The sequence below is a fragment of the Cerasicoccus arenae genome (assembly GCF_014651635.1).
Taxonomy (GTDB): domain Bacteria; phylum Verrucomicrobiota; class Verrucomicrobiia; order Opitutales; family Cerasicoccaceae; genus Cerasicoccus; species Cerasicoccus arenae.
This window is the reverse complement of record NZ_BMXG01000013.1, coordinates 12165-32173: the sequence shown is the minus strand read 5'-3', so window position 1 is coordinate 32173 and position 20009 is coordinate 12165. Positions and strand designations below refer to the sequence as shown.

Here is a 20009-nt window from a genome sequence, read left to right as displayed (position 1 = left end):
TACACATCAGATGATTTTTTCAGGGGATAGACTGTCTAACGGCTCCAAACACTATTTTTTCGGGTTTCATGACATTGTTTGCTCAGACGAGTTCGGGCGGTACGTTCTAGCATTAGAAACGGAAATTATTGATCGTCCGCCGATTCCTGGTCAATCAGTGAGTGTCGGTTATATCTCAACCGAGAATGGTGAATTTACTAAGCTTTCGGAAACTGAAGCGTTTAATTTTCCACAGGGCGCTCGGCAGCAATGGATACCTAGAACGCTAGAATTTGTGTTCAACAAAAAAAATGCTGATGGTTGGGGTGCCGTACGTATGGATTTAGGCGGACACGTCGTAATGGAATATGACCGTGCTATTTACGCGATTAGCCCCGGCGGGGATATTGCGATGTGTCTCAATTTTGAACGGATGCATCGTTTGGGTGGATATGGATATATAGGCATTGAAGATGTCTCTCAAGCAGATGACGCAGAGAGCGGTGTCATATTTATTGATGTAAAAACTGGCAACCGACTGGATTCCTTCAGCTTAAGTGAGGTGATGGCGTGCGGTGACTTTACTGTGACTGATGCATCTTTGCACTATCTGACTCATGCCGTATGGAGCCCAGACGGTCGACGAGTTGTGTTTTTGCACCGCTACTGGCTGCCTGATGGCGGCTTAACGACTCGCGTCCTCTGTTTTAATATAGAGAGTCGAGAGTTAAAGCTATTGGCCGTTGGCGAGTATAGTCATTCCGCTTGGCAGAATGAACAATCAATCATGATTTGGGGGCGGCGTAAAAGCGCACTGGATGCAGCTCGCTCCATGCGTGGGACAAGTGCAAGGTTGATATCCCCATTGTTGGCCGTGGCGCGGAAGTTTAAACGTCGCATAACGCGTCGTGCCTTAGCTACTGGAAGAAGCAGTTATTTGAGGATTAACGTGCTTGATGGTTCGATTGAACCTATAGGTGTATCTAAGCTCACTCGAGACGGGCACCCAATGTGCAATCGCATTTATTCGGATTGGGTGGCAGTGGACGATTATCCTGATGCTCATGGTGTTCGAAATCTGATGCTATTTAATTTCCTGACTGAGCAAGTGACTCATTTAGGATCATACAGGAAGCTTGACGCTCTCGCGGATATGGAGAGCATAGAGCAGGCCCAGTACGGTATGGATCCACGTGTCCTTAAGAAGTTTGATGTAAATGAGTTTGCTTTCACTCGGAGTGGTTTGCATTGCGATTTGCATCCACGTTGGGGAGGTGATTTCAAGCATATTTGCTTTGATTCGATTCATGAAGGCACTCGGCAAATGTACTGGATGGATGTTGCCGAGTTTATTTCAGGAGCTTCTGGAGGTGTTTCTTCTCTGAGTGACTAAGTACTTTCCAGGTTTCGGCTATTTGCGAATCGTAGGAATTGTATCTGTCATATGGATACACTCTTGCGATACAGCACCGGTGGCTCAGGCATTGAATATATTCAATCAATATGCTGTGCCTGTGTTTGTTTTGATGGGTGTCTATCTGATCGGAATACACCAAATTCCGCCGCAGGATAAGGTTGCTTATCTTCACAAACGTTTGATTAGGCTATTTGTTCCCTTAATTCTATGGTCAACTGTCTATATGGTTGCATGATACGCAAAAGGCATTTTTCTAGATCAAGAGCTGCCTCAATTGAGCTTCATAGGATTGTTTGAAGGAAAGGCTTCATATCAATTATGGTTTCTTCCTGCTATTTTCTTATATCAACTAATGTCGATGATCTTGACGGACAAAAAGAATAAACGCTACCTGTCGATTTTTGTTTCTAGTCTGTTGTTAATTGTCCTGACATACTTGGTGTTGTCACCATTGTTCGATGGCTTTTCGAGTGGATTTGAGAATCGTTTTTTTTATCACTTACCTTTTGCGTTTGTAGGCATATTGTTGGCTATTAGCTATCGTGTAGGAATTGATGTGCAGCGGCAGGTCACTTACATCGCTATTATGTCACTGTTGTTTGTGGCTTCCTCTTTTATCTCTGATCAATTTTTTCTTTTTGAGTTAGCTTACGGGACTATGATATTTGGGGCAGGATTATGTATTCGATTGAAGCCCCAAAAATGGATCAAGTTAGTCTCTAAATCTGTGATGGGCATTTACTTGATTCATGCGCTATTTATTGAATCACTTCAGGTCTTATTGGCTCGGATTGGATTCGCCAGTGATAGTCTGTTGTTTGTATTAATGATAACTGTTTTGGTTTTTATACTGTCTCTGACGACGACTTTATTCTTAAATCAATTTAAGATAGTTAAGCGGATTCATTTGTTCGGATGATCGTTGTATGATCGCTATTATACAATCTACAGTGCTTGAGTATCGACTTGGATTATATCGTATCTTGCGCGAACAGTTGAGTAATGACTTAAAGGTGGTTTGCGGTGAGCAAACAACCGATCCGAATCAGCGTACACCGGTTGAGGTGTGGGATTTTGCATCAAAGGTTAGAAACCACTATTTTGCCGGTGATCGTTTGCTATGGCAGCAGGGTGCGTATCGGCTTCTAAAAGATTGTCCTCTGGTAGTGGTTGATTCTAACATGCGTTTTGTTTCAACTTTATTGCTATTGCTCAGTCGTCGACTGCGTGGATTGCCTACAGTTGCATGGGGACATGCTAGTGGTAAAAGTCGTATCGGTCAGTTTTTTAGAAAATATTACTATGGCAGGTTCTCCGGGATTATTGCTTATACAGAGAGCCAGAGACTAGAGCTTAGTGAACAGCATAAGAACTTGCCGATATGGTCGATGTGTAATGCTTGTTTGGGCATAGAAGATTGTGCACCTGCGCCAGTGACATTAGCTGAATACACCGATTTCATTTTTGTTGGACGATTAACAGCTCGAAAAAAACCGGCCCTTCTTATTAAAGCGTTTGTTAACGCAGTGCAACGTGAGTTGATTCCTGCGGTCGCACGGCTAGTGCTTGTCGGAGATGATCAGGCCCGCTCAGATTTAGAGGGCTTAGCGGCGGACAGTGGAATCGCAGATCGAATAATTTTCACCGGATCTATCCATGATAAGTCACAACTTCGAAATTTATACAAGCGCGCGATTGCGGCAGTATCGCCTGGATACGTTGGCTTATCAGTTACTCAGGCAACGGGTTTTGGTGTGCCTGTCCTAGTGGCTAGAGATGAACCTCATTCCCCAGAGATTGAAGTTTGTCGTGATGGTTTCAATTCTCTCTTTTTCCCATCAAATGATATTAGTGCTCTAGCGGATCTGATTGGTAAAGTTTACAGCGAACGTGAGCTATGGCATTCACGTCGTGGGAGTATTGCCGAGGACACGGCTAATCGTTACAGCTTTGAGCGTATGGCCGACACTTTTTTACGAGTTGAGAGACATTTTAACCGTTCTGTTATCGAATGATCAAACTATTGCATTCAGTTAGTGCTTTTCAAGTGGTTGATGGCGGCGTGCCTCGAGCGGTAGCGGGTTTGATTGACCCGATTAGTCATTTTCCTGAGTTCGAAATTCAACTGCAGCATGGTGAGGATGGTAAGCAGCAGCCATATCCCGTTGACCCTCTCATTCAGCGGCGGCCAATACCTTTCATTGCACGCAAGCCATGGCAGCGGATTTTGCCTACTGGGTTCAAGCAAGCCACCTTGCTTGCAAACAGTAGTAGCCGTTTTGATCTAGTGCATCATCATGGGGTTTGGTTACGCACCGCTCATGATGTTAGTGTCGCCTGTCGCGAAGCCGGTTTACCTTTGGTGATTTCGCCGCACGGGATGTTTGAAAAGTGGTCTTTGGCGCACAATCGCCTAAAGAAACGGCTCGCGTGGAATCTATACCAAAAATCAGATTGCCATGGTGCACGGGCTTTTCATGCGACCTCAAAGATGGAAGCTCAGGCAGTACGTGATCTGGGGATGAAGCAACCCATTGCACTGATCCCTAATGGTGTGTCAGAAATTTCTGCTCAGCCTTTAGATCCCGAGGCCGTGAATAAGACCAAGCAGCGCCGAATTGCGCTTTATTTCTCACGACTTAGCCAAAAGAAAAATGTGCCTACTCTGATAGAGTCATGGGCTAAATTGCGACCAAAAGACTGGGAATTGATCATTGTAGGTAATGATAGCGAAGGAGTTACTCCGGAACTCATTGCCATGGTTGAGAAACTTGGATTATCAGATTCTATTTCGATACCTGGCCCCATGTTCGGTGCCGATAAGGACACAATTTTTCGCCGTGCGGATTTATTCGTACTACCCACTTTTTCTGAGAATTTTGGCATCGTTGTGACGGAGGCGCTACAATATGGTCTTCCTGTCATCACCACTACTGGAACGCCCTGGGAGGAATTGTCAGTGAGAGGTTGTGGCTGGTGGGTGGAGCCAACAGTTGACGCCTTTGGCGGTGCATTGGGCGAGGCTCTAAACATGACGCCTGAAGCTCTGAGTGCGATGGGCGAAAAAGGAATTCCATGGGTGCACGAATCATTCCTCTGGGAGCCACTCGCACGGCAGCTTGCTCAGTTTTACGAGTGGCTACTTGGTCGAGGTGATAAGCCCCAATGCGTCATAGACGAGTGACAAAGATCATCCTCAGTGTTGTCATCCCCACGTTCAATAGTGCCCAATATTTGGTCGATTGTTTGGATTCAGTGGCGCGTGAAGCGACGGCTGGCGTTGAATTTATTCTGGTTGATGGGGCTAGCTCCGATGAAACCTTAGATATTTGTAAGCGTTATCGTGACGTGTTAGACGTAATTATGTCCGAGCCAGATAGCGGGCAGAGCGAAGCCTTTAATAAAGGATTTCGGCGGGCTAGGGGCCGCTACTTTACATGGCTAAATTCAGACGACGTTATTTGCCCAGGCTCGCTTAGAGGAGTATTAGATTTTCTATCGAAAAGTGATGAGGCATGGATTACGGCGAATACTATTTACTTGAATGCCGATGGTCGCGTCATTCGCTATTTGTGTGGAGGTGGCTTTGAGGCGTTTGCAGTGCGTTTGGGGTTGTTGAACATTTTTGGCCCCAGTTCGTTTATACATCGTGATCTATACCAGAAAGTTGGCCCACTGAATGAGGAGATGCATTACTGTATGGATGCCGAGTACTGGTGGCGGATTGTGAGCAGCGGTCAACGTTTTATACGGATGCCGATTTATTTTTGGGGACTGCGCTTGCATGATCAGGCTAAAACAGCCAGTGCCGTTGTGGGTGGGGAGTGTCCGCCTGCGATGGCTGCAGAAGCGCTTCAAATTCGGAAGCAATACCATCCTTGTAAGTCATCCTTTGCTCGCTGGTTGGCGTTATGTCTTGTCAGGATGTATCGGATTTTAAATTTCTCATTACCTCGCTCCATATTGGCAACGCTGCGTAATCGTGGGAAATCTTTAGTCAATGGGTAGATCTCTAATTATAGGTACTCAGGGGAGACTTATCTACAGTGGCCCCGGTACATTCATGCGCTATCTAATTGAAGGAATCGGTGCCGAGAGGTTGGATGCGGAAATCCTTTACCCCCATTCGCACGTGGGCGTTTTTGGAGCAGATCGCCCATTTATAAATTTTTTGCCTAGCGCTGAACCATTTTACAATAAATTTCCGGGAAGCTGGATCATTGCTAGTTTTATTGTGTATCTCCGTTTGCGAATCGGTGGGCGCTATCGTAGTTGCTCGAACGTTTGGTTTGCCGATCGTTTTTTTGCGCTTTTTTGCGTGATGGATCGACGGCTACGTCGTTCTGTTGTTGTAATGGTCAATGATGGTACACGAATTATGGAATTGGAAGGAGCGGTGAAATTAGCGCCTACTGTCAGTAACTTTTTCTGTCGAATTCGGACTCGGATTTTTTTCGCCTTGGATAAATTCATTACGCGTCGGGCTGGTTTGACGGTAGTGAACTCTCATTTCCTCTCCGATCAACTGGCCAAATGCTACGATCTACAGCCATCCAAAATGGTGCATTTGTATAAAGCTGTCGACTTGGATGCCTTTCAGCCTAGTCCAGTGAAAGCCAAACTAACGTCACCCTATCGAGTGCTGTTTGTTAAAAATCAGTGGCATATAGGCGGGCTGGATGTTCTTTTGCAGGCGTTGGCAAATTTATCGACTCGGTCGTTTACGCTTTCTGTCATTGGGGTAGCAGACGAGACGGAGCAAGATGAGATTCGTAAGTTGGCTAGTAAAGCCGGGTATCTAGGTGAGTTAATTCAACTCGGGATTGTGCCTCGCGAGCAGATTATCGAGCATTACGCTACAGCGGATTTTTTTTGTGTACCTTCTCGTCGGGAGGCACTGGGGGTCGCCTTTCTCGAGGCATTGGCAGCGGGCTTACCCGTGGTCGCAACTGATGCAGGAGGTATTCCAGAAGTCTTGAAACAAGGGGAGGCAGGCTTTATGGCAAGGCCGGGAGACGTTGATTCGCTTGTAGTCGAAATCCAACAATGCCTCGACAATGACGAAGACCGGCTCAGTCGGCGACAAGTTGGGCTGGAGCACGTTAAGTCATTTTCAAAAGAGCGCATGTTTAAACGAATGTCCGAGATTATGGCCAAAGCAAATGCTCAGCCCAAAGAACGAATCATTACATGAGGACTATGTCGCATATGCGAAAAATTCGAATTATCACCTATCACCATCCTGCTAACTTCGGCGCGGCATTACAGGCATATGGGCTACAGCAGGCCATTGCAAAGATGGGGTATGAAGTCTCGTTCATCGACTACCGGCCAGATCACTTAACGAAAGGGGGAGGCTTAATCTGGCCGCGAGATCGTTGGTCTCGGCGCGCTAATTTGATTAATGTTTATCTCCGTGTGATGCATCTTCGTAAGCAGCTCATGGGAGACGGTGGTAAAACAAAGAAATTTGAAGAATTTCACCGCACACATCTACGTATCGAAGGCACAACTTATGATAACCTTCAAGATTTGAAAGCCCGCCCGCCCGAGGGCGATGTCTATGTGTGTGGGAGTGACCAGATATGGAATGCGTCGGAGCAGTTCGGTATTGATCCCGCCTATTTCTTGGATTTTGGATCGGCAGAGGTGAAGCGAATTTCTTATGCGGCCAGTTTCGGTCGCCCTTACGTGCTGCCGCGTTTTCAAGAGGAAACTGCCCGCTTGATAAAGCCACTCGACGCGATTTCGGTTCGCGAAAAAAGTGCAGTCCCTCTAGTACAAGGCCTGTGTGGGCGATTGGCTGAATGGTCGCCCGACCCTACATTATTAGTTGATGACGGTTATCCTCTGGCGATTGAACCAGACAGCGATAAAGATTATATTTTTTCTTATACACTTCGTAGCCGTGAATTCGTACAGCAGATTGAAGAGAAGGTCGCCAGTCAGACTGGGTTTTCGGTTATATCTCCGGAAACCCTGCATGAGCGTAAGGAGAGGATTGGCCCACTTGAGTGGCTGGGCTATCTAAAGAATGCTCGTTTTGTGATCACCAACAGTTACCATGGCACCTTGTTTAGCATTATTTTTCGTAAGCCATTTTTCTTTGTGGGACTACAAGGAAAGAAGAACAGTTTCAATGAACGTTCTCTGTCATTACTTGAGCGATTGAATTGCACCGATCGGTTTGTGTCTAGCGATAATGAGGTTGATCTCTCTGCTTTAGCCGCCCAAGAAATTGATTACGAGCGTATTCATGCAGCTGTGGCGATCTGGCGCTCGGATGCCCAAAAATATCTTAAGGATGCCATTGAAGGCTAAGTTTTTCTACATGCTAAAGGTCATACAATATTTCTGGGAGTACCTGCGTGATTTCCGCCTGACGCTGGGTTATAGTTATCATTCGCCTTTCGAAGAAGAGAATCGGCGACTGTATTATCGGATCATCATTCTTGCCCATGCAATCGAGAAGGGGCTTTCCTTGAAGGATCCACGCGATCTATTTGGGATCAAGAAATTGCGCGATATGATGGGCCTTCTCGATCGTTATGATGTCGGCTTTTCGCCCTTCCCAGTTGAAATGGCTAAAGGTGCTATCGAGTCCTATGTGAAGCTTCATCGAAGTAAGACTCCGGATGCCCCATTTCTTGAAGAACTAGAGGCGTATCTCGCCAATTCTGAAACCCTATCGCAATGCGAAGGTAATGGGGGCGCTCGCAATATTGAGCCTGGGCATTTCCCGAGTGAAGCGTCACGTCAGGTCGGGCAGGTTTTTATCCAATCCCGATTCAGCTGCCGGAACTATGCGCCAGTGAAAGTCTCAAAAGAAACTATTCGCAAGGTTCTGGAGATTGCTCAATCTGCTCCTTCGCAGTGTAACCGCCAGTCAGTTCGCGTTCATTGTTTTCAGTCTCCTGATCAGATTAGCAGCCTCTTGTCATTACAGGGGGGGACTTCAGGGTTCACCGAATCGATTCATAACCTTTTTGTTGTTACGTCTGAACTGACTGCTTGGGGTGGTTATGGCCAACGAAGCCAGAGCTACGTTGATGGCGGACTCTTTTCACAAAACCTTATGCTGGCACTTCATGTGCATGGGCTGGCTTCCTGTCCGCTCAACCTAGCGATAACCAATGCGAAGGAAGCGAATATTAAGAGGATTTCGGGCATTCATCAACGAGAGCGATTGATAATGATGATTGCGTTTGGGGAGCCGGGTGAGGAAAACTTACTGGCAGCCAGATCGGCCAGAATCCCACTCGAATCAGTATTGTTGTTTCATCCATAAATTCGCCATGATCGAGGAGATTAAAAAATACAAATATGAGAATAAGCTATCTTATTCCAATCGTATCATGCGGTTGATTTGGCAGTTAGTCTCAATTGTATTTTTTCGTTTTACACCAGAGTGTTGCATGCATGGCTGGCGGCTTTTGCTCTTACGAATGTTTGGGGCGACTCATGGTCAAGGTTGTCGTGTGTCCCCCTCAGCGCATATATGGGCACCCTGGAATTTGAAATTGGGTAACTTTGTTTGTATTGCGGCAAGTGTTGATTGTTACAATGTGGACAAGATTGTGCTTAAAGACAAAGTTACTGTGAGCCAACGTAGCTTTCTCTGCACGGCGTCACATGACATCGATTCTTTGCAGCGGCCTCTGATTCATGCCCCCATTACTATCGAACAACACGTTTGGGTTTGTGCTGAGGCGTTTGTAGGGCCAGGCGTGACAATCTTTGAGGGAGCAGTTGTGGCAGCTCGTGCTGTGGTTATTAAAAATGTCGAGGCCTGGGCCGTTGTTGCTGGTAATCCAGCTAAGAAAATTAAACATCGAAACTGCGTAGAAATGCAGACGTGAAAAATGTCGGTATCCGTTTTAATATTAACTTATAATGAGGAGGTGAACCTCCAGAAATGTTTGGAGTCGGTGGCTTTCTCCGATGATGTATGGGTTTTGGATTCCCAAAGCTCTGACCAAACTGTAGCGATCGCCCGTAGTGGTGGTGCAACAGTGCTTACTCGTGCTTTCGATAATTATGCGGCACAACGTATGTATGGTCTCCAGCAGGATTTTAAGCATGATTGGATCCTTATGCTCGACGCCGATGAGCGTATCTCACCCGAACTTGCGACCGAAATACAGAGCGTTATCCAAAGTAATAACTCCTCCGTCACTTTGTATCGTGTGCGGCGGAAGGATATGTTCATGGGGAAGTGGCTTCGCCGATCGAGCGGTTACCCGACATGGTTTGGGCGGCTTTTTCGTCGTGGAAAAGTAAGGGTGGAGCGAGAAGTAAACGAAGAGTATTATACCGATGGTAAAGTCGGTTTGCTCCGGGAGCATCTGATTCATTATCCCTTTAATAAAGGCATCGAATATTGGATCACCCGTCATAATATATATTCCTCAATGGAGACGGATCGGCTTGAAATGGAATTGTCCAGTCAGAGTATTCCTTGGAAATTGTTTTTAAATAAAGACCCAATGCTGCGTCGTCGGGCGCTAAAGCAGTTCGCCTATCGGATGCCATTCCGTCCCTTTGGGGCATTTATTTATTTGTATATTGTCCGGGGTGGATTTCTTGACGGGGCGGCGGGATTCAGGTTCAGCACGATGCGAGCTGCTTACGAATTCATGATTGATATTAAGCTACAAGAGGCGAGGTATCGCCGTAAAAATGAGCAGGGGTAGCTGGATTATTTTGAATGCGCATCTGGATTGTTAACCCTTTCGACGACATCCCTGGCGAGGGCACGCCACAACGTTATCGGACGCTCTGTGCGGTGCTTGCGCAACGAGGGCATGAAGTTATCTGGTGGTCTTCGCGGTGGAGTCATCGTCGTAAGCAGAATCGGGATCAACCTACACTTGGCAGCGAATCATATAGCCTTCGATTGATCGACGCGCCAGCTTACAGCCACAATGTTAGTTGGGCTCGCGTTCGCAATCATCGTCAGTTTGCACGGCAGCTTCAGGTAGCGGGTGATGAACAAATTGCCGCTGGGTATGCGCCCGATTTGGTCCTCTTCAGTTGGCCGCCGATGGGAACCGCCACGGCGGCATTTCATTGGCGCGAACGCTGCGGCTGCCGAGTCACCATTGATTTAATGGACGCCTGGCCTGATAATTTTTTAATGCTGGTACCAAAACTACCCGGCGTCCGTAGATTATTGCGTGGGCTCCTCCAACCTTGGTTTCGGCGCGCGACCGAAGTTTGCCAGCTAGTTGACGCCGCTTCTGCCCAATCTCAGGCTTTTGCGGATTTTGTCCGCCAATATGGCGGGCCGGATGGTGTACACGTTTGTTATCTCGGCGCATCTACGCAAGGAACTCATTACGTAGATCGTCCACTTGGCGGCGATTTACGAATCCTCTATTTGGGAGCGATGGGTTCGGCCTACGATTTAGAAACCTTGCTGTATGCGATCAGTCAATTACGATCCGAAAACTGGTCTGTAAGGTTGGATATTGCGGGTGAAGGAGAACGCCAAGCATTGCTCAAGGTGCTATGCGATGAACTGCAATTGAATGAATGTGTTACGTTTCATGGCTATCTGCAAGGGCAGCCGTTGAACGATTTGTTGGCAGCGAGTGATGTCGGCGTTATTCCGATGTTGCCGGATTCACTAGTGGCCGTTCCCTACAAAGCTGGGGATTACCTTGGCGCGGGATTACCAGTGATCAATAGCTTGCCGGGAGAACTGAAATCCCTGCTCGAAAGCGCGAAATGCGGTCGGTTTTATCAAGTGGGTGATGCAAAATCCTTGGCCAATACTCTTAGGCCTTATGCCATAGATCGTCAACTCGCTCGCCGAGAACGTCCTGCTGCAAAAAAACTGTTTGCTGAGCATTTTGACCGTGCAAAGACTTATCCCCGCTGGGCAGATTGGCTTGAGCGTCAAGTGAGCTAGTTGTGGTATGATCGCCAATAAAACAGACAAGCGGGTGATGCCATCCGTCGCCTATCATTATCGCCAAGAAGGCTGCGCTTTCAGCTTGGAGCAGGTATTTTCTGACGTGCGTGGTGCCTTGTCCGAGGGGATTCAGCAAGAGGCGTTCTACTGTCCTCACCGACGTGCTTCGCCATCCGCGATGTGGGCCAATGTCCGACAGGCTCGGCGCAGCCAATGCGTGGTGAATCACATTACGGGCGAGGTACATTATCTGGCGCTCGCATTACCACGACGCGGTCTCGTGCTGACGATTCATGACAGTGGCGACACCAACGCCTTTCGTGGATGGAAGCAGGCGATTTTCCGCTGCCTCTGGTATACTTGGCCGATTCGTCGCGCCGCTGCCGTTACTTTTATTTCCACCTTCGCTCGTGAATCAGTTGAGTCGTTGGTCGGCTTTCCGATTAAGCACGCTTGGGTGATTCCTGATCCCGTTTCGGCCCGCTTCGTTTATTCGCCCAAAGTATTTCCCGAAAGTAATCCACGTGTTCTCTGCTTGGGAACGAAGACGAACAAGAACATCGAACGCTTGGCCGAAGCCGTGGGTGGTCTGCCGGTCGAACTGCGAATTATTGGACAGCTAAGCGAGTCTCAGAATGCGGCGTTGGCCAAGCATGGCGTCCGCTACACGACTGCCGCGAAGCTGACGGCGGACGAGATTTTTGAAGAATATCAGGCAGCGGATATTGTGTCGTTGGTTTCAACCTTTGAGGGGTTTGGTTTGCCAATTGTTGAAGGGCAGGCAATTGGGCGACCGGTGATTACCTCCAACACCTGCGCCATGCCTGAGACAGCGGGGGAGGGGGCGCTTTTGGTGGATCCAATGAGTGTCGACGACATACGCGAAGGCATGAAGCGTCTTCTCGCTGAGCCAAGTTTACGCGCCGATTTAATTGAGAAGGGCCTTGCCAATGCCCAGCGTTTTACGGCTTCTTCGGTCGCCCGCCAATATGAAGCTGTTTACGCCGCCATCGCTTAAAATGAAAAAACGTCTCCTCATGATCAGCCAAGTCTACGTGCCCGATCCGGCGGCCGTGGGCCAATACATGGCCGAGGCTGCCGAGGCCTTAGCGGAGCGCGATTGGCAAGTTCGGGTGCTCACTGCGGATCATGGCTATGACGATCCCACGCAGCGTTTTCCCTCTCACGAAGAACTGGGCGGGGTTTCTATTCGCCGCTTGCCATTTTCGTCGTTGGGCAAGGCCAGCATGAAGCAGCGCTTAGCTGGCCAATTACTCTTCTGCGCACAGGCATTTATTCATGCGGTTTTTACGCGTAAACTAGATGCAGTTTTGGTGACGACCTCTCCGCCGATGGGCGGCATCTTGGGCTGGGCAATAAGCCTGGTGCGGCGCGTCCCCCTGAAATATTGGGTCATGGATATCAACCCGGACCAGGCACTCGTAATGGGCAAGGTTACCGCTAACTCACCTATGGCACGGCTGCTGGAATGGGGAAACAAGCGGGTCCTCGCGCGTGCGTCCGATGTCATCGTTTTGGATCGCTACATGGAGGCGACGATGCGCCAAAAACTATCCACCAGTCCCGCGCGTTTCCACGACATCCCACCTTGGCCGATGGAGGGCCATCTGGAAAAGATTGCCCATGCCGAGAATCCCTTTCGGAAAGAGCATCAGCTAGATGGCAAATTTGTGGTGATGTACAGTGGTAACCATTCCATGGTCCACCCGCTCAGTACGATTTTTCAAGCAGCCTTGCGCATGCAGGACCGCGAAGACATCGTATTTCTGTTCATTGGCGGCGGGGTAGGGAAGGAAGAACTGGAGGCGCTGATGGTTGAGCATCGCCCGAGCAACATCCGCTCGTTGTCGTATCTGCCGCTCGATCAGATTAAGTATTCCCTATCGGCGGCAGACGTGCACTTGGTCAGCATGGGCGACAACATGGCGGGCATCGTCCACCCCTGTAAGTATTATGCCGCACTGGCCTTGGCCAAGCCGATCCTGCTCTTGGGGCCGGAGCGTTGCCACATTGCCGATGTACTGGCCGCGCGCAATTGCGGTTGGCGTGTTGATCATGGGGCGGTAGATGAAGCAGAGCGTCTTCTGCGTTCCTTGGCGGATTTGTCTCCGGAGGTCTTAAAGGCCAAGGGCGAAGCGGGACACCGGGCGCTTGAGGAAGGCATGGGGAAGGCGTATCTCATGGACAAATTTAGTGTTTGTATTGAATAATACAGTAGTCATTTATTTCTTAACAAATTGTTATGCTTTTACTCCGCATTCTAAAAAGTATTTTGGATCATCCCATGAATAAGGGGGCGTCAGTGCAGGCATTGATGCGTTTTGCAAAATGGCAAATTTCCAGCCGAATCGCTCCAGGCGCTATTGCATATAATTGGATAAACGGCTCAAGGATTCTCGTACATCCCGGAGAGACCGGTCTAACCGGAAATGTCTATTGTGGGCTACATGAGTTTACGGACATGGGATTCCTATTACATTTCCTAAGAGATGAGGATGTCTTCATTGATGTTGGAGCAAACGTAGGTTCATACACCGTCTTAGCTTGTGCCGTTGTTGGAGCGCATGGTTATGCTTTTGAGCCGATACCCACGACTTACTCGCGACTAGTCGATAATGTGCGCCTCAATAAAATGGAGGACATTGTTGTTTGTATTAATAAAGGCGTCGGTGCGGAAAAGGGGGAATTGAAGTTTACGTCTGGTAGGGATACGATGAATCATGCCATTTCCGAGGGTGAGCAGGAGCAAGCGGTTGACATGATCTCAGTTCCGGTCACGCGTTTAGATGACGAATTAGCGAATGTGTCTCCAGCCTTAATGAAGATTGATGTTGAGGGCTATGAATGGCCAGTATTACAAGGCGCGGATTCGATTCTGGATTCATCCTCTCTAAAATGCCTGATTTTGGAAACAAACGAGCTTGGTATGCGATATGGGTATGATGAATCGTTGATCATCAATTTACTCACTAGTAAGGGGTTTCAGGCCTATAGCTATGATCCATTTATGAGGAAATTGACTCCTCTTAAGAGTGGTAGCAGTGAGAAAGGTAATACTATCTTTATTAGGGATCATGACTACGTGCAGGAAAGGCTGAAAAGTGCTAAGAAATACACGGTTTTGGGTACTCAATTATAGCCTAATATTGGCATGGGGCGATTCTCAACTCCACTCATCTTAGTTGCGGGCGGCGGCGGCTTCATTGGCGGCCATTGGATTGACCACCTGCGTCGGCGCGGTGCCCACATCCGTGCGGTGGATCATAAGCCGTTGGATCAGTGGCATCAGCGTTTTGACGATGTGGAAAATCAGGTGCTCGACCTTCAGCATTTGGCAGTCTGTCAGGAGGCGGTCGCCGAATGTGGCGCTGTTTACAATCTGGCGGCGGATATGGGTGGCATGGGTTTCATCGAGAACAACCGGGCACTCTGCATGCTCAGCGTCCTTATCAATACCCATCTACTGATGGCGGCTCGGGATGCGGGCGCACGAGATTATTTCTACGCTTCCTCGGCTTGTGTTTACGCGGCTGGCAAGCAGCTCGATGTTCACAATCCCGGGCTCAAGGAGGCGGATGCCTATCCCGCAGAGCCAGAAGATGGTTACGGCTGGGAAAAGCTTTTCAGTGAGCGCATGTGCCGTCACTTCCGTGAAGATTTTGGACTGCAAACCCGTGTGGCCAGATTCCATAATGTCTATGGTCCGCATGGTTCGTTTGACGGTGGACGGGAAAAGGCACCCGCCGCGATCTGCCGTAAGGTGGCCGCCGCCAAGCTTTTTGGCCCGCTGGAAATCGTCATCTGGGGAGATGGCGAGCAGACGCGCTCTTTTACCTACATTGACGATTGCGTGATGGGGATCGATAAAATCATGGCAAGTGATGTGGTGGACCCGATTAATCTGGGGAGCGATGAGCTGGTCACCATCAATGAACTCGTTAGCATGGTGGAATCCATTGCGGGCGTAACGCTCAAGCGGCGCTACGAGCTCGACGCGCCCAAGGGAGTCCGTGGTCGATGCAGTGACAATGCGATGATCCAAGAGCGTCTCGGCTGGGCACCATCGATTCGGCTTCGTGAGGGGCTGGCACAGACCTACGCTTGGATTGAGAACGAAATGAGGGCAGGGCGAGCTTCCTTATAATGATTCTTTTTCGCGCAATATTACTTTGTCTGTTTGCGCTTCCACTGGCGCTTTGGGCGAAGGGTCCGCGCACGTCGCCAACCGATAACGAAATCGTTCTTCTGTGGAGCGCGGATACGATTATTGGCCCGGTCTATTATTCGGCGCACGAACAGGCGGGCTCACCCGTGCGGCAGGTTGCAGAAGACTTTGCCCGCATTCTTGGCATTGCCGCTCAGTGCGATTGGCCCGTGGCTCCAGAGCCGACGGACACGATTACAGCGCATGGAATCTTCATTGGGGAGACCATTCGGGCGCGGCTGGATGGCGTTTATGGGACTGTGGATGGTCGCCCAATGACTGGGCAAACCCGGCGCGAGCTGCTCGATTCGGATTCGTGGGAGCGAACAGAGGTTCTCGCGCATCCGCACCGATTGGTTATCAATGGAACGACGGCTGAAGCCACCCGCAGCGGCGTTTATCGCTTTCTACAGGAGGATTTGGGCTGCATTTGGGTGCAGCCGGGTGAGAGCGGGGAAGTGATTCCCCAACCAAAGCGATTCGCTTTACGCGGAGGGCGTCGCACACTGCAACCAGACTTTTACGACCGCAAATTCCTGCTCGGCGGTGGCTTGAGAGTTGACCAAGCGGACGGCCTTTGGGCCTTGCGCAATGGAGCGAGCGCCCATTTCGACTTTAACCACAACCTGTATCGGATTTTTACGCCCGGCGTGATGGCTGATAATGAAGAGTGGCGGGCCTGGCGCTTTGGTAAAAGGTCCCCACTGAGTGACATTAAGGGCAGTGGGTCGCAGCCCGACTTAATAAATCCCGAAGTGGTGACATTTGCGGCGGATTATGTAACAAAACATGCCCAAGCGAACGCTGATTTATTGACCGTTTCCTTGGCCACGAACGACTCCATCCGCTACGACGACTCCCCCCCCACCCGAGACGCACTCACGCCCTGGGCGTATTTCCGAGGCAAGCCGAATTTCTCGAATTTAGTGTTCGGCTTCACGGACCGCGTTGCTGAACTCACTACGGATGACTCCGAAACCAATAATTCCCCCCCCCCCCCTTACATCACGCAACTTGCCTATATGTGGGCGGAGCCCCCCCCCGATTTCGCGGTCAATGCACGCATAATGCCTTATCTCTGCTCGGACCAAAGCCAGTGGTACGACCCACAATACCGGGCAGATGACGAGGCCCTGATCACCGCCTGGAGCGAGGCGGGCCCGCGCATGCTGGGTGCTTGGGAATACTATCAAGGGCAGCCTTTCCTGATCCCCCGGTATTTTCCAACAATCATGGCGGAAAGCTTGGGCTGGCTCTGGGATCATCGTGGTCGTGGGGTCTTTTTTTCCGGCCGACCTGTGTGGGGGTTCGATGGCCCCAAGTATTGGCTTGCAGGGCAATTAGCATGGGGAGTTGAACAAAATCATCGCGAGCTGCTGAAACACTATTTTCAAGCGACGTATGGTCCTGCGGCAGAATCAATGGCCGCGTTCTTTGATGCATGCGAAGTGGCTTGGATGACGCAGCCGGGCGAGGGCATGTGGCTGAAATATTGGGACAATCCAGACCAGTTTGCCCTGTTCCCGCCTGCTAAATGCGACGAAATGAACGGTTTGCTTGATGAAGCGACTGCGCGCGCAAACGCGATTTCCGAGTCGGCTGATCGGGCGCGAGTGATGTCACTGATCGCACAAACTCAGGAAGCGTGGGCGGTGACTCAGGCGGGGGCCACTCTCTATGAGGCTTGGCGCGAGGTGCCTTATCCATCCTCGGGCGTTGGAAGGCCTACCGAGGAGCTGGTTGCCTTTAGGGCCGCTCATTCAAATTGGCTGGAAAGCAAGAAAGATATGTTTCCTTCTGCGGCAAATTTCATCAATCAGTTGGATCACCTAAATCCAGCTGCGCGCTGGTCGACCGGTTGGGAAAGCGTGGCGATGGAAGATTTTGGCGGGCCGATTTTTGAGGGAGACCTCTTAGGCGGTGGTCCGGAATCGATTGATCCGACCCGTTTTGTGCGGGGATGGGCCACAAAGGCTTCGCATGCTGAGAATATGCATGTCATCCGCATCGCGGGCCCAGAAGGGCGTCTGCGGGTTAGTGGAGCCGATTATTTCGTAATGCTACGCTGGCTTGAAATCCAACCGGGAGTTCAGGGCGAATTTCGGATGGAAGCATTAATGCGAGGCGTTATCAGCCCTGGTAGCCAAGCAGAGATCCAACTTTATTTTATGGATGCTAAGGGCAACTTTTCCTCCCCAATACGCCGCGACCGTCTTTACCCGGGAGAGTTCGCTGAATGGGTAACTCTGGCAGCAATGACCCCTATGCCTGAGGGGATGACACATGTTTGTGTTCAGGTTAATGTTTCTGATCAGTTTCCTGATGACTGGATCGAAATTAATGGGATTGATTTGCAATATCGTATGGGTTCTGACGAGAGCATGGCTTTTTCCGAATGATCTGGGGTAATCATTTCAGCTTGCACCCATCCGTGACTAGAGGGTACCTACAGTGCGTTGAATATATTCCTCTTTCCAATCCAGCATGAATGAGTTGTCGAAATACTTCGTGGTTTTTGGCGTCGGCTTTGCTGTATCGCTGATCCTCACGCGAGTCATGATATGGCTCGGGCCGCGTTTGGGCATGATTGACATGCCGGATGAGCGTCGTATCCACAAAACGCCGATACCTAGGGCTGGGGGAGTTGCGGTATTCTTGGCCTTCAATTTCGCTGCGGTTTGTCTGTACGCCTATATTTGGCCTTGGACCTTTACTGGACGACTGGATGAGCAGTGGTGGCTCAGTTTCTTGGCAGCATCTTCGATCCTCTGTGCAGTTGGTATCTGGGACGATATAAAAGGAACGAGTCCAATTATTAAGCTGGGAGGTCAAATTGCTGCCAGTTGCGTCTTGTTCTTTCTCTCGGGTAAAGGGTTCGATCACATGCTGGGGATAGACTTCCCTTGGTTTATTAATCTGATCCTGACTATTGTCTGGTGTGTTGCGCTAATCAACGCGTTCAATCTGATTGATGGGCTGGATGGCCTTTGTGGTGGTTTGGCGATTATTTCTAGCCTAGGTATAGGTGCGGCCTTCCTGCTGCGTGCGGAGCCAGCAGATTCTCTCATTGTTTTGGCGCTGATCGGTTCGGTTTTGGGTTTTCTTCGTTACAATTTTCATCCGGCGCGCATTTTTCTGGGAGACACTGGCTCCATGTTCTTGGGGTTTGCATTGGCCTCGCTTGCTTTGGAGAGTGCGGGCAAATCTACGGTGCTAGTGAGCATTGGGGTACCTTTTCTTGCCGCTGGCGTGCCGATCATGGATACAATCCTTGCGATTTGGCGGCGTTCAGCTCGGCGTTTGACTGCCAAACTGGGGGGGGGGGAAGAAGGTCCAAAGATCATGGGGGCGGACAAGGAGCACCTGCACCACCGTCTGTTAGAAGCCGGGTTCTCGCAGCGCAAAGTCGCGGTTATTCTCTACATGGGTAACTTGTTGCTGGTAGCGATTGGGTTGTTTTCTATTTTCATGAGCAAGGCGTTGGTCGGGCTCTTTCTCATCGTGTTTATTTCGGGTGTATACGTCGTTGTGCGGCACGTGGTGCACGTCGAAATCTGGGATACTGGGCGTCTTTTGGCAGAGGGCATTAAGCGTCCGGGGCGTGCAGTGATCGGTATGATCGTATATCCGGTTTGCGACTTAATCTGGCTCTCGATATCGCTGGTGGCTGCAATGTTGCTACAATACCCCGCAATGATGGGGTTGGGCGTGGGAGAATGGGCACAATTGCTTCCAGTTTGGATTTCTCCAGTATTCTTAATGTTGGTATTGGGACACACCTATTCAAGGGTCTGGTCGCGCAGCAATTTTCGTGATTACCTAATTTTATTCTTTTCGCTTACAGTTGGTGTGCTGCTGACATTTGCCTTTCTATCGGCAGCGGATGCGGATCTGAAAACCGAGAACCTCCGCATCAGCATTATGTTCGCCTACTTCAGTATGTTCGGGATTTTTGGAGTGCGGGTGATCACTCAGACCTTACGGGAGTGGATGATGATATCTGCGCTGAATGAGCGGGCAGCGAGTCGCTATGTCGTCCGGCATATACTGCTTTATGGTGCTGGTAACCGTGGTGCGCTTTACCTGCGTGAGCTTCGACTAGTTCATCCAGATGAAATGGCCACGCGTAAAATCATCGGCTTTATTGATGATGATGTGAATCTGCGTCGTCGATTCGTGCATGGGGTCCGTGTGCTCGGGCATTTGGAAGAGCTAGAAGATATTCTGGGTTCCCACGATATCGACGAAATTGTTATCACGGCGGATCTGCTCGAGGTTAATGAATCCCGGATCCGCGAAATCACTGCTCGGCGAGGCGTACTCCTGAGTCTCTGGAGCACGGTAACCGATGAAATCATGCATGAGACACATGAAGGACAGCAGGAGCCTCAAAAACCTTCTATACCGAAGTAATTTTTCCATTGGCGCATTCATGCGCATGGTTATGATGGACCGTTTAAATAATCGAATTT

16 protein-coding genes and 1 pseudogene are annotated in these 20009 nt (G+C 49.6%); all 17 read left to right on the top strand.

Going from position 1 to position 20009, the window contains the following annotated elements; genetic code table 11:
* Positions 1-10: 10 nt before the first annotated feature.
* The 17 genes and pseudogenes from IE065_RS11295 to IE065_RS11210 all read left to right on the top strand — a co-directional run bounded on the left by IE065_RS11295 (position 11) and on the right by IE065_RS11210 (position 19950).
* A complete protein-coding gene (locus tag IE065_RS11295) occupies positions 11-1372 on the top strand; it encodes a hypothetical protein (RefSeq protein ID WP_189515090.1) in 1362 nt (453 codons plus the stop codon).
* Positions 1365-2315: pseudogene (locus IE065_RS11285) on the top strand (acyltransferase family protein). Before IE065_RS11295 ends, IE065_RS11285 begins: the two are co-directional and overlap by 8 nt.
* A 7-nt stretch (positions 2316-2322) precedes the next feature.
* Complete coding sequence (locus IE065_RS11280) at positions 2323-3411, top strand: glycosyltransferase (RefSeq protein WP_189515084.1); 1089 nt, start codon at positions 2323-2325, stop codon at positions 3409-3411.
* Entirely contained in the window at positions 3408-4580 is a 1173-nt protein-coding gene (locus IE065_RS11275; RefSeq protein WP_189515082.1) for a glycosyltransferase, read from the top strand. Before IE065_RS11280 ends, IE065_RS11275 begins: the two co-directional genes overlap by 4 nt.
* Positions 4577-5404, top strand: a complete 828-nt coding sequence (locus IE065_RS11270) for a glycosyltransferase family 2 protein (protein WP_189515081.1) — start codon at positions 4577-4579, stop codon at positions 5402-5404. The genes IE065_RS11275 and IE065_RS11270 overlap by 4 nt, the downstream gene beginning before the upstream one ends.
* Positions 5405-5459: 55 nt before the next feature.
* Entirely contained in the window at positions 5460-6590 is a 1131-nt protein-coding gene (locus tag IE065_RS11265; protein WP_189515080.1) for a glycosyltransferase family 4 protein, read from the top strand.
* Entirely contained in the window at positions 6587-7717 is a 1131-nt protein-coding gene (locus IE065_RS11260; RefSeq protein WP_308437501.1) for a polysaccharide pyruvyl transferase family protein, read from the top strand. The genes IE065_RS11265 and IE065_RS11260 overlap by 4 nt, the downstream gene beginning before the upstream one ends.
* Positions 7701-8684 carry a nitroreductase family protein gene (locus IE065_RS11255; protein ID WP_189515078.1) on the top strand — a complete coding sequence of 328 codons (984 nt, stop codon included), beginning with the start codon at positions 7701-7703 and terminating at the stop codon, positions 8682-8684. Before IE065_RS11260 ends, IE065_RS11255 begins: the two co-directional genes overlap by 17 nt.
* A 7-nt stretch (positions 8685-8691) precedes the next feature.
* Positions 8692-9255, top strand: coding sequence for an LbetaH domain-containing protein (locus IE065_RS11250; protein WP_189515077.1), 564 nt, complete (start codon positions 8692-8694; stop codon positions 9253-9255).
* A 3-nt stretch (positions 9256-9258) separates the two neighbouring features.
* A complete protein-coding gene (locus IE065_RS11245; protein WP_189515076.1) occupies positions 9259-10089 on the top strand; it encodes a glycosyltransferase family 2 protein in 831 nt (276 codons plus the stop codon).
* A 14-nt stretch (positions 10090-10103) separates the two neighbouring features.
* Complete coding sequence (locus tag IE065_RS11240; protein WP_189515074.1) at positions 10104-11309, top strand: glycosyltransferase family 4 protein; 1206 nt, start codon at positions 10104-10106, stop codon at positions 11307-11309.
* A 7-nt stretch (positions 11310-11316) separates the two neighbouring features.
* Positions 11317-12330 (top strand): glycosyltransferase, encoded by a 1014-nt coding sequence (locus tag IE065_RS11235; protein ID WP_189515071.1) that lies wholly within the window; start codon positions 11317-11319, stop codon positions 12328-12330.
* A gap of 1 nt (position 12331) precedes the next feature.
* The gene (locus tag IE065_RS11230; protein WP_189515069.1) at positions 12332-13543 is read left to right on the top strand and encodes a glycosyltransferase family 4 protein; all 1212 of its coding nucleotides are present in this window, start codon (positions 12332-12334) and stop codon (positions 13541-13543) included.
* 32 nt (positions 13544-13575) lie between these two features.
* Positions 13576-14472, top strand: a complete 897-nt coding sequence (locus IE065_RS11225; RefSeq protein WP_189515067.1) for an FkbM family methyltransferase — start codon at positions 13576-13578, stop codon at positions 14470-14472.
* A gap of 12 nt (positions 14473-14484) precedes the next feature.
* Entirely contained in the window at positions 14485-15477 is a 993-nt protein-coding gene (locus IE065_RS11220) for an NAD-dependent epimerase/dehydratase family protein (protein ID WP_189515065.1), read from the top strand.
* Positions 15477-17936, top strand: coding sequence for a DUF4838 domain-containing protein (locus IE065_RS11215; RefSeq protein ID WP_189515064.1), 2460 nt, complete (start codon positions 15477-15479; stop codon positions 17934-17936). The genes IE065_RS11220 and IE065_RS11215 overlap by 1 nt, the downstream gene beginning before the upstream one ends.
* An 85-nt stretch (positions 17937-18021) precedes the next feature.
* Entirely contained in the window at positions 18022-19950 is a 1929-nt protein-coding gene (locus IE065_RS11210; RefSeq protein WP_189515062.1) for a hypothetical protein, read from the top strand.
* Positions 19951-20009: the final 59 nt, after the last annotated feature.

Coding starts and splice junctions, on each gene's coding strand:
- IE065_RS11260 (WP_308437501.1), top strand. CDS start 6,587: ATGAGGACTATGTCGCATATGCGAAAAATTCGAATTATCACCTATCAC.
- IE065_RS11235 (WP_189515071.1), top strand. CDS start 11,317: ATGATCGCCAATAAAACAGACAAGCGGGTGATGCCATCCGTCGCCTAT.
- IE065_RS11250 (WP_189515077.1), top strand. CDS start 8,692: ATGATCGAGGAGATTAAAAAATACAAATATGAGAATAAGCTATCTTAT.
- IE065_RS11225 (WP_189515067.1), top strand. CDS start 13,576: ATGCTTTTACTCCGCATTCTAAAAAGTATTTTGGATCATCCCATGAAT.
- IE065_RS11240 (WP_189515074.1), top strand. CDS start 10,104: ATGCGCATCTGGATTGTTAACCCTTTCGACGACATCCCTGGCGAGGGC.
- IE065_RS11245 (WP_189515076.1), top strand. CDS start 9,259: ATGTCGGTATCCGTTTTAATATTAACTTATAATGAGGAGGTGAACCTC.
- IE065_RS11210 (WP_189515062.1), top strand. CDS start 18,022: ATGAATGAGTTGTCGAAATACTTCGTGGTTTTTGGCGTCGGCTTTGCT.
- IE065_RS11220 (WP_189515065.1), top strand. CDS start 14,485: ATGGGGCGATTCTCAACTCCACTCATCTTAGTTGCGGGCGGCGGCGGC.
- IE065_RS11255 (WP_189515078.1), top strand. CDS start 7,701: ATGCCATTGAAGGCTAAGTTTTTCTACATGCTAAAGGTCATACAATAT.
- IE065_RS11265 (WP_189515080.1), top strand. CDS start 5,460: ATGCGCTATCTAATTGAAGGAATCGGTGCCGAGAGGTTGGATGCGGAA.
- IE065_RS11275 (WP_189515082.1), top strand. CDS start 3,408: ATGATCAAACTATTGCATTCAGTTAGTGCTTTTCAAGTGGTTGATGGC.
- IE065_RS11295 (WP_189515090.1), top strand. CDS start 11: ATGATTTTTTCAGGGGATAGACTGTCTAACGGCTCCAAACACTATTTT.
- IE065_RS11230 (WP_189515069.1), top strand. CDS start 12,332: ATGAAAAAACGTCTCCTCATGATCAGCCAAGTCTACGTGCCCGATCCG.
- IE065_RS11280 (WP_189515084.1), top strand. CDS start 2,323: ATGATCGCTATTATACAATCTACAGTGCTTGAGTATCGACTTGGATTA.
- IE065_RS11215 (WP_189515064.1), top strand. CDS start 15,477: ATGATTCTTTTTCGCGCAATATTACTTTGTCTGTTTGCGCTTCCACTG.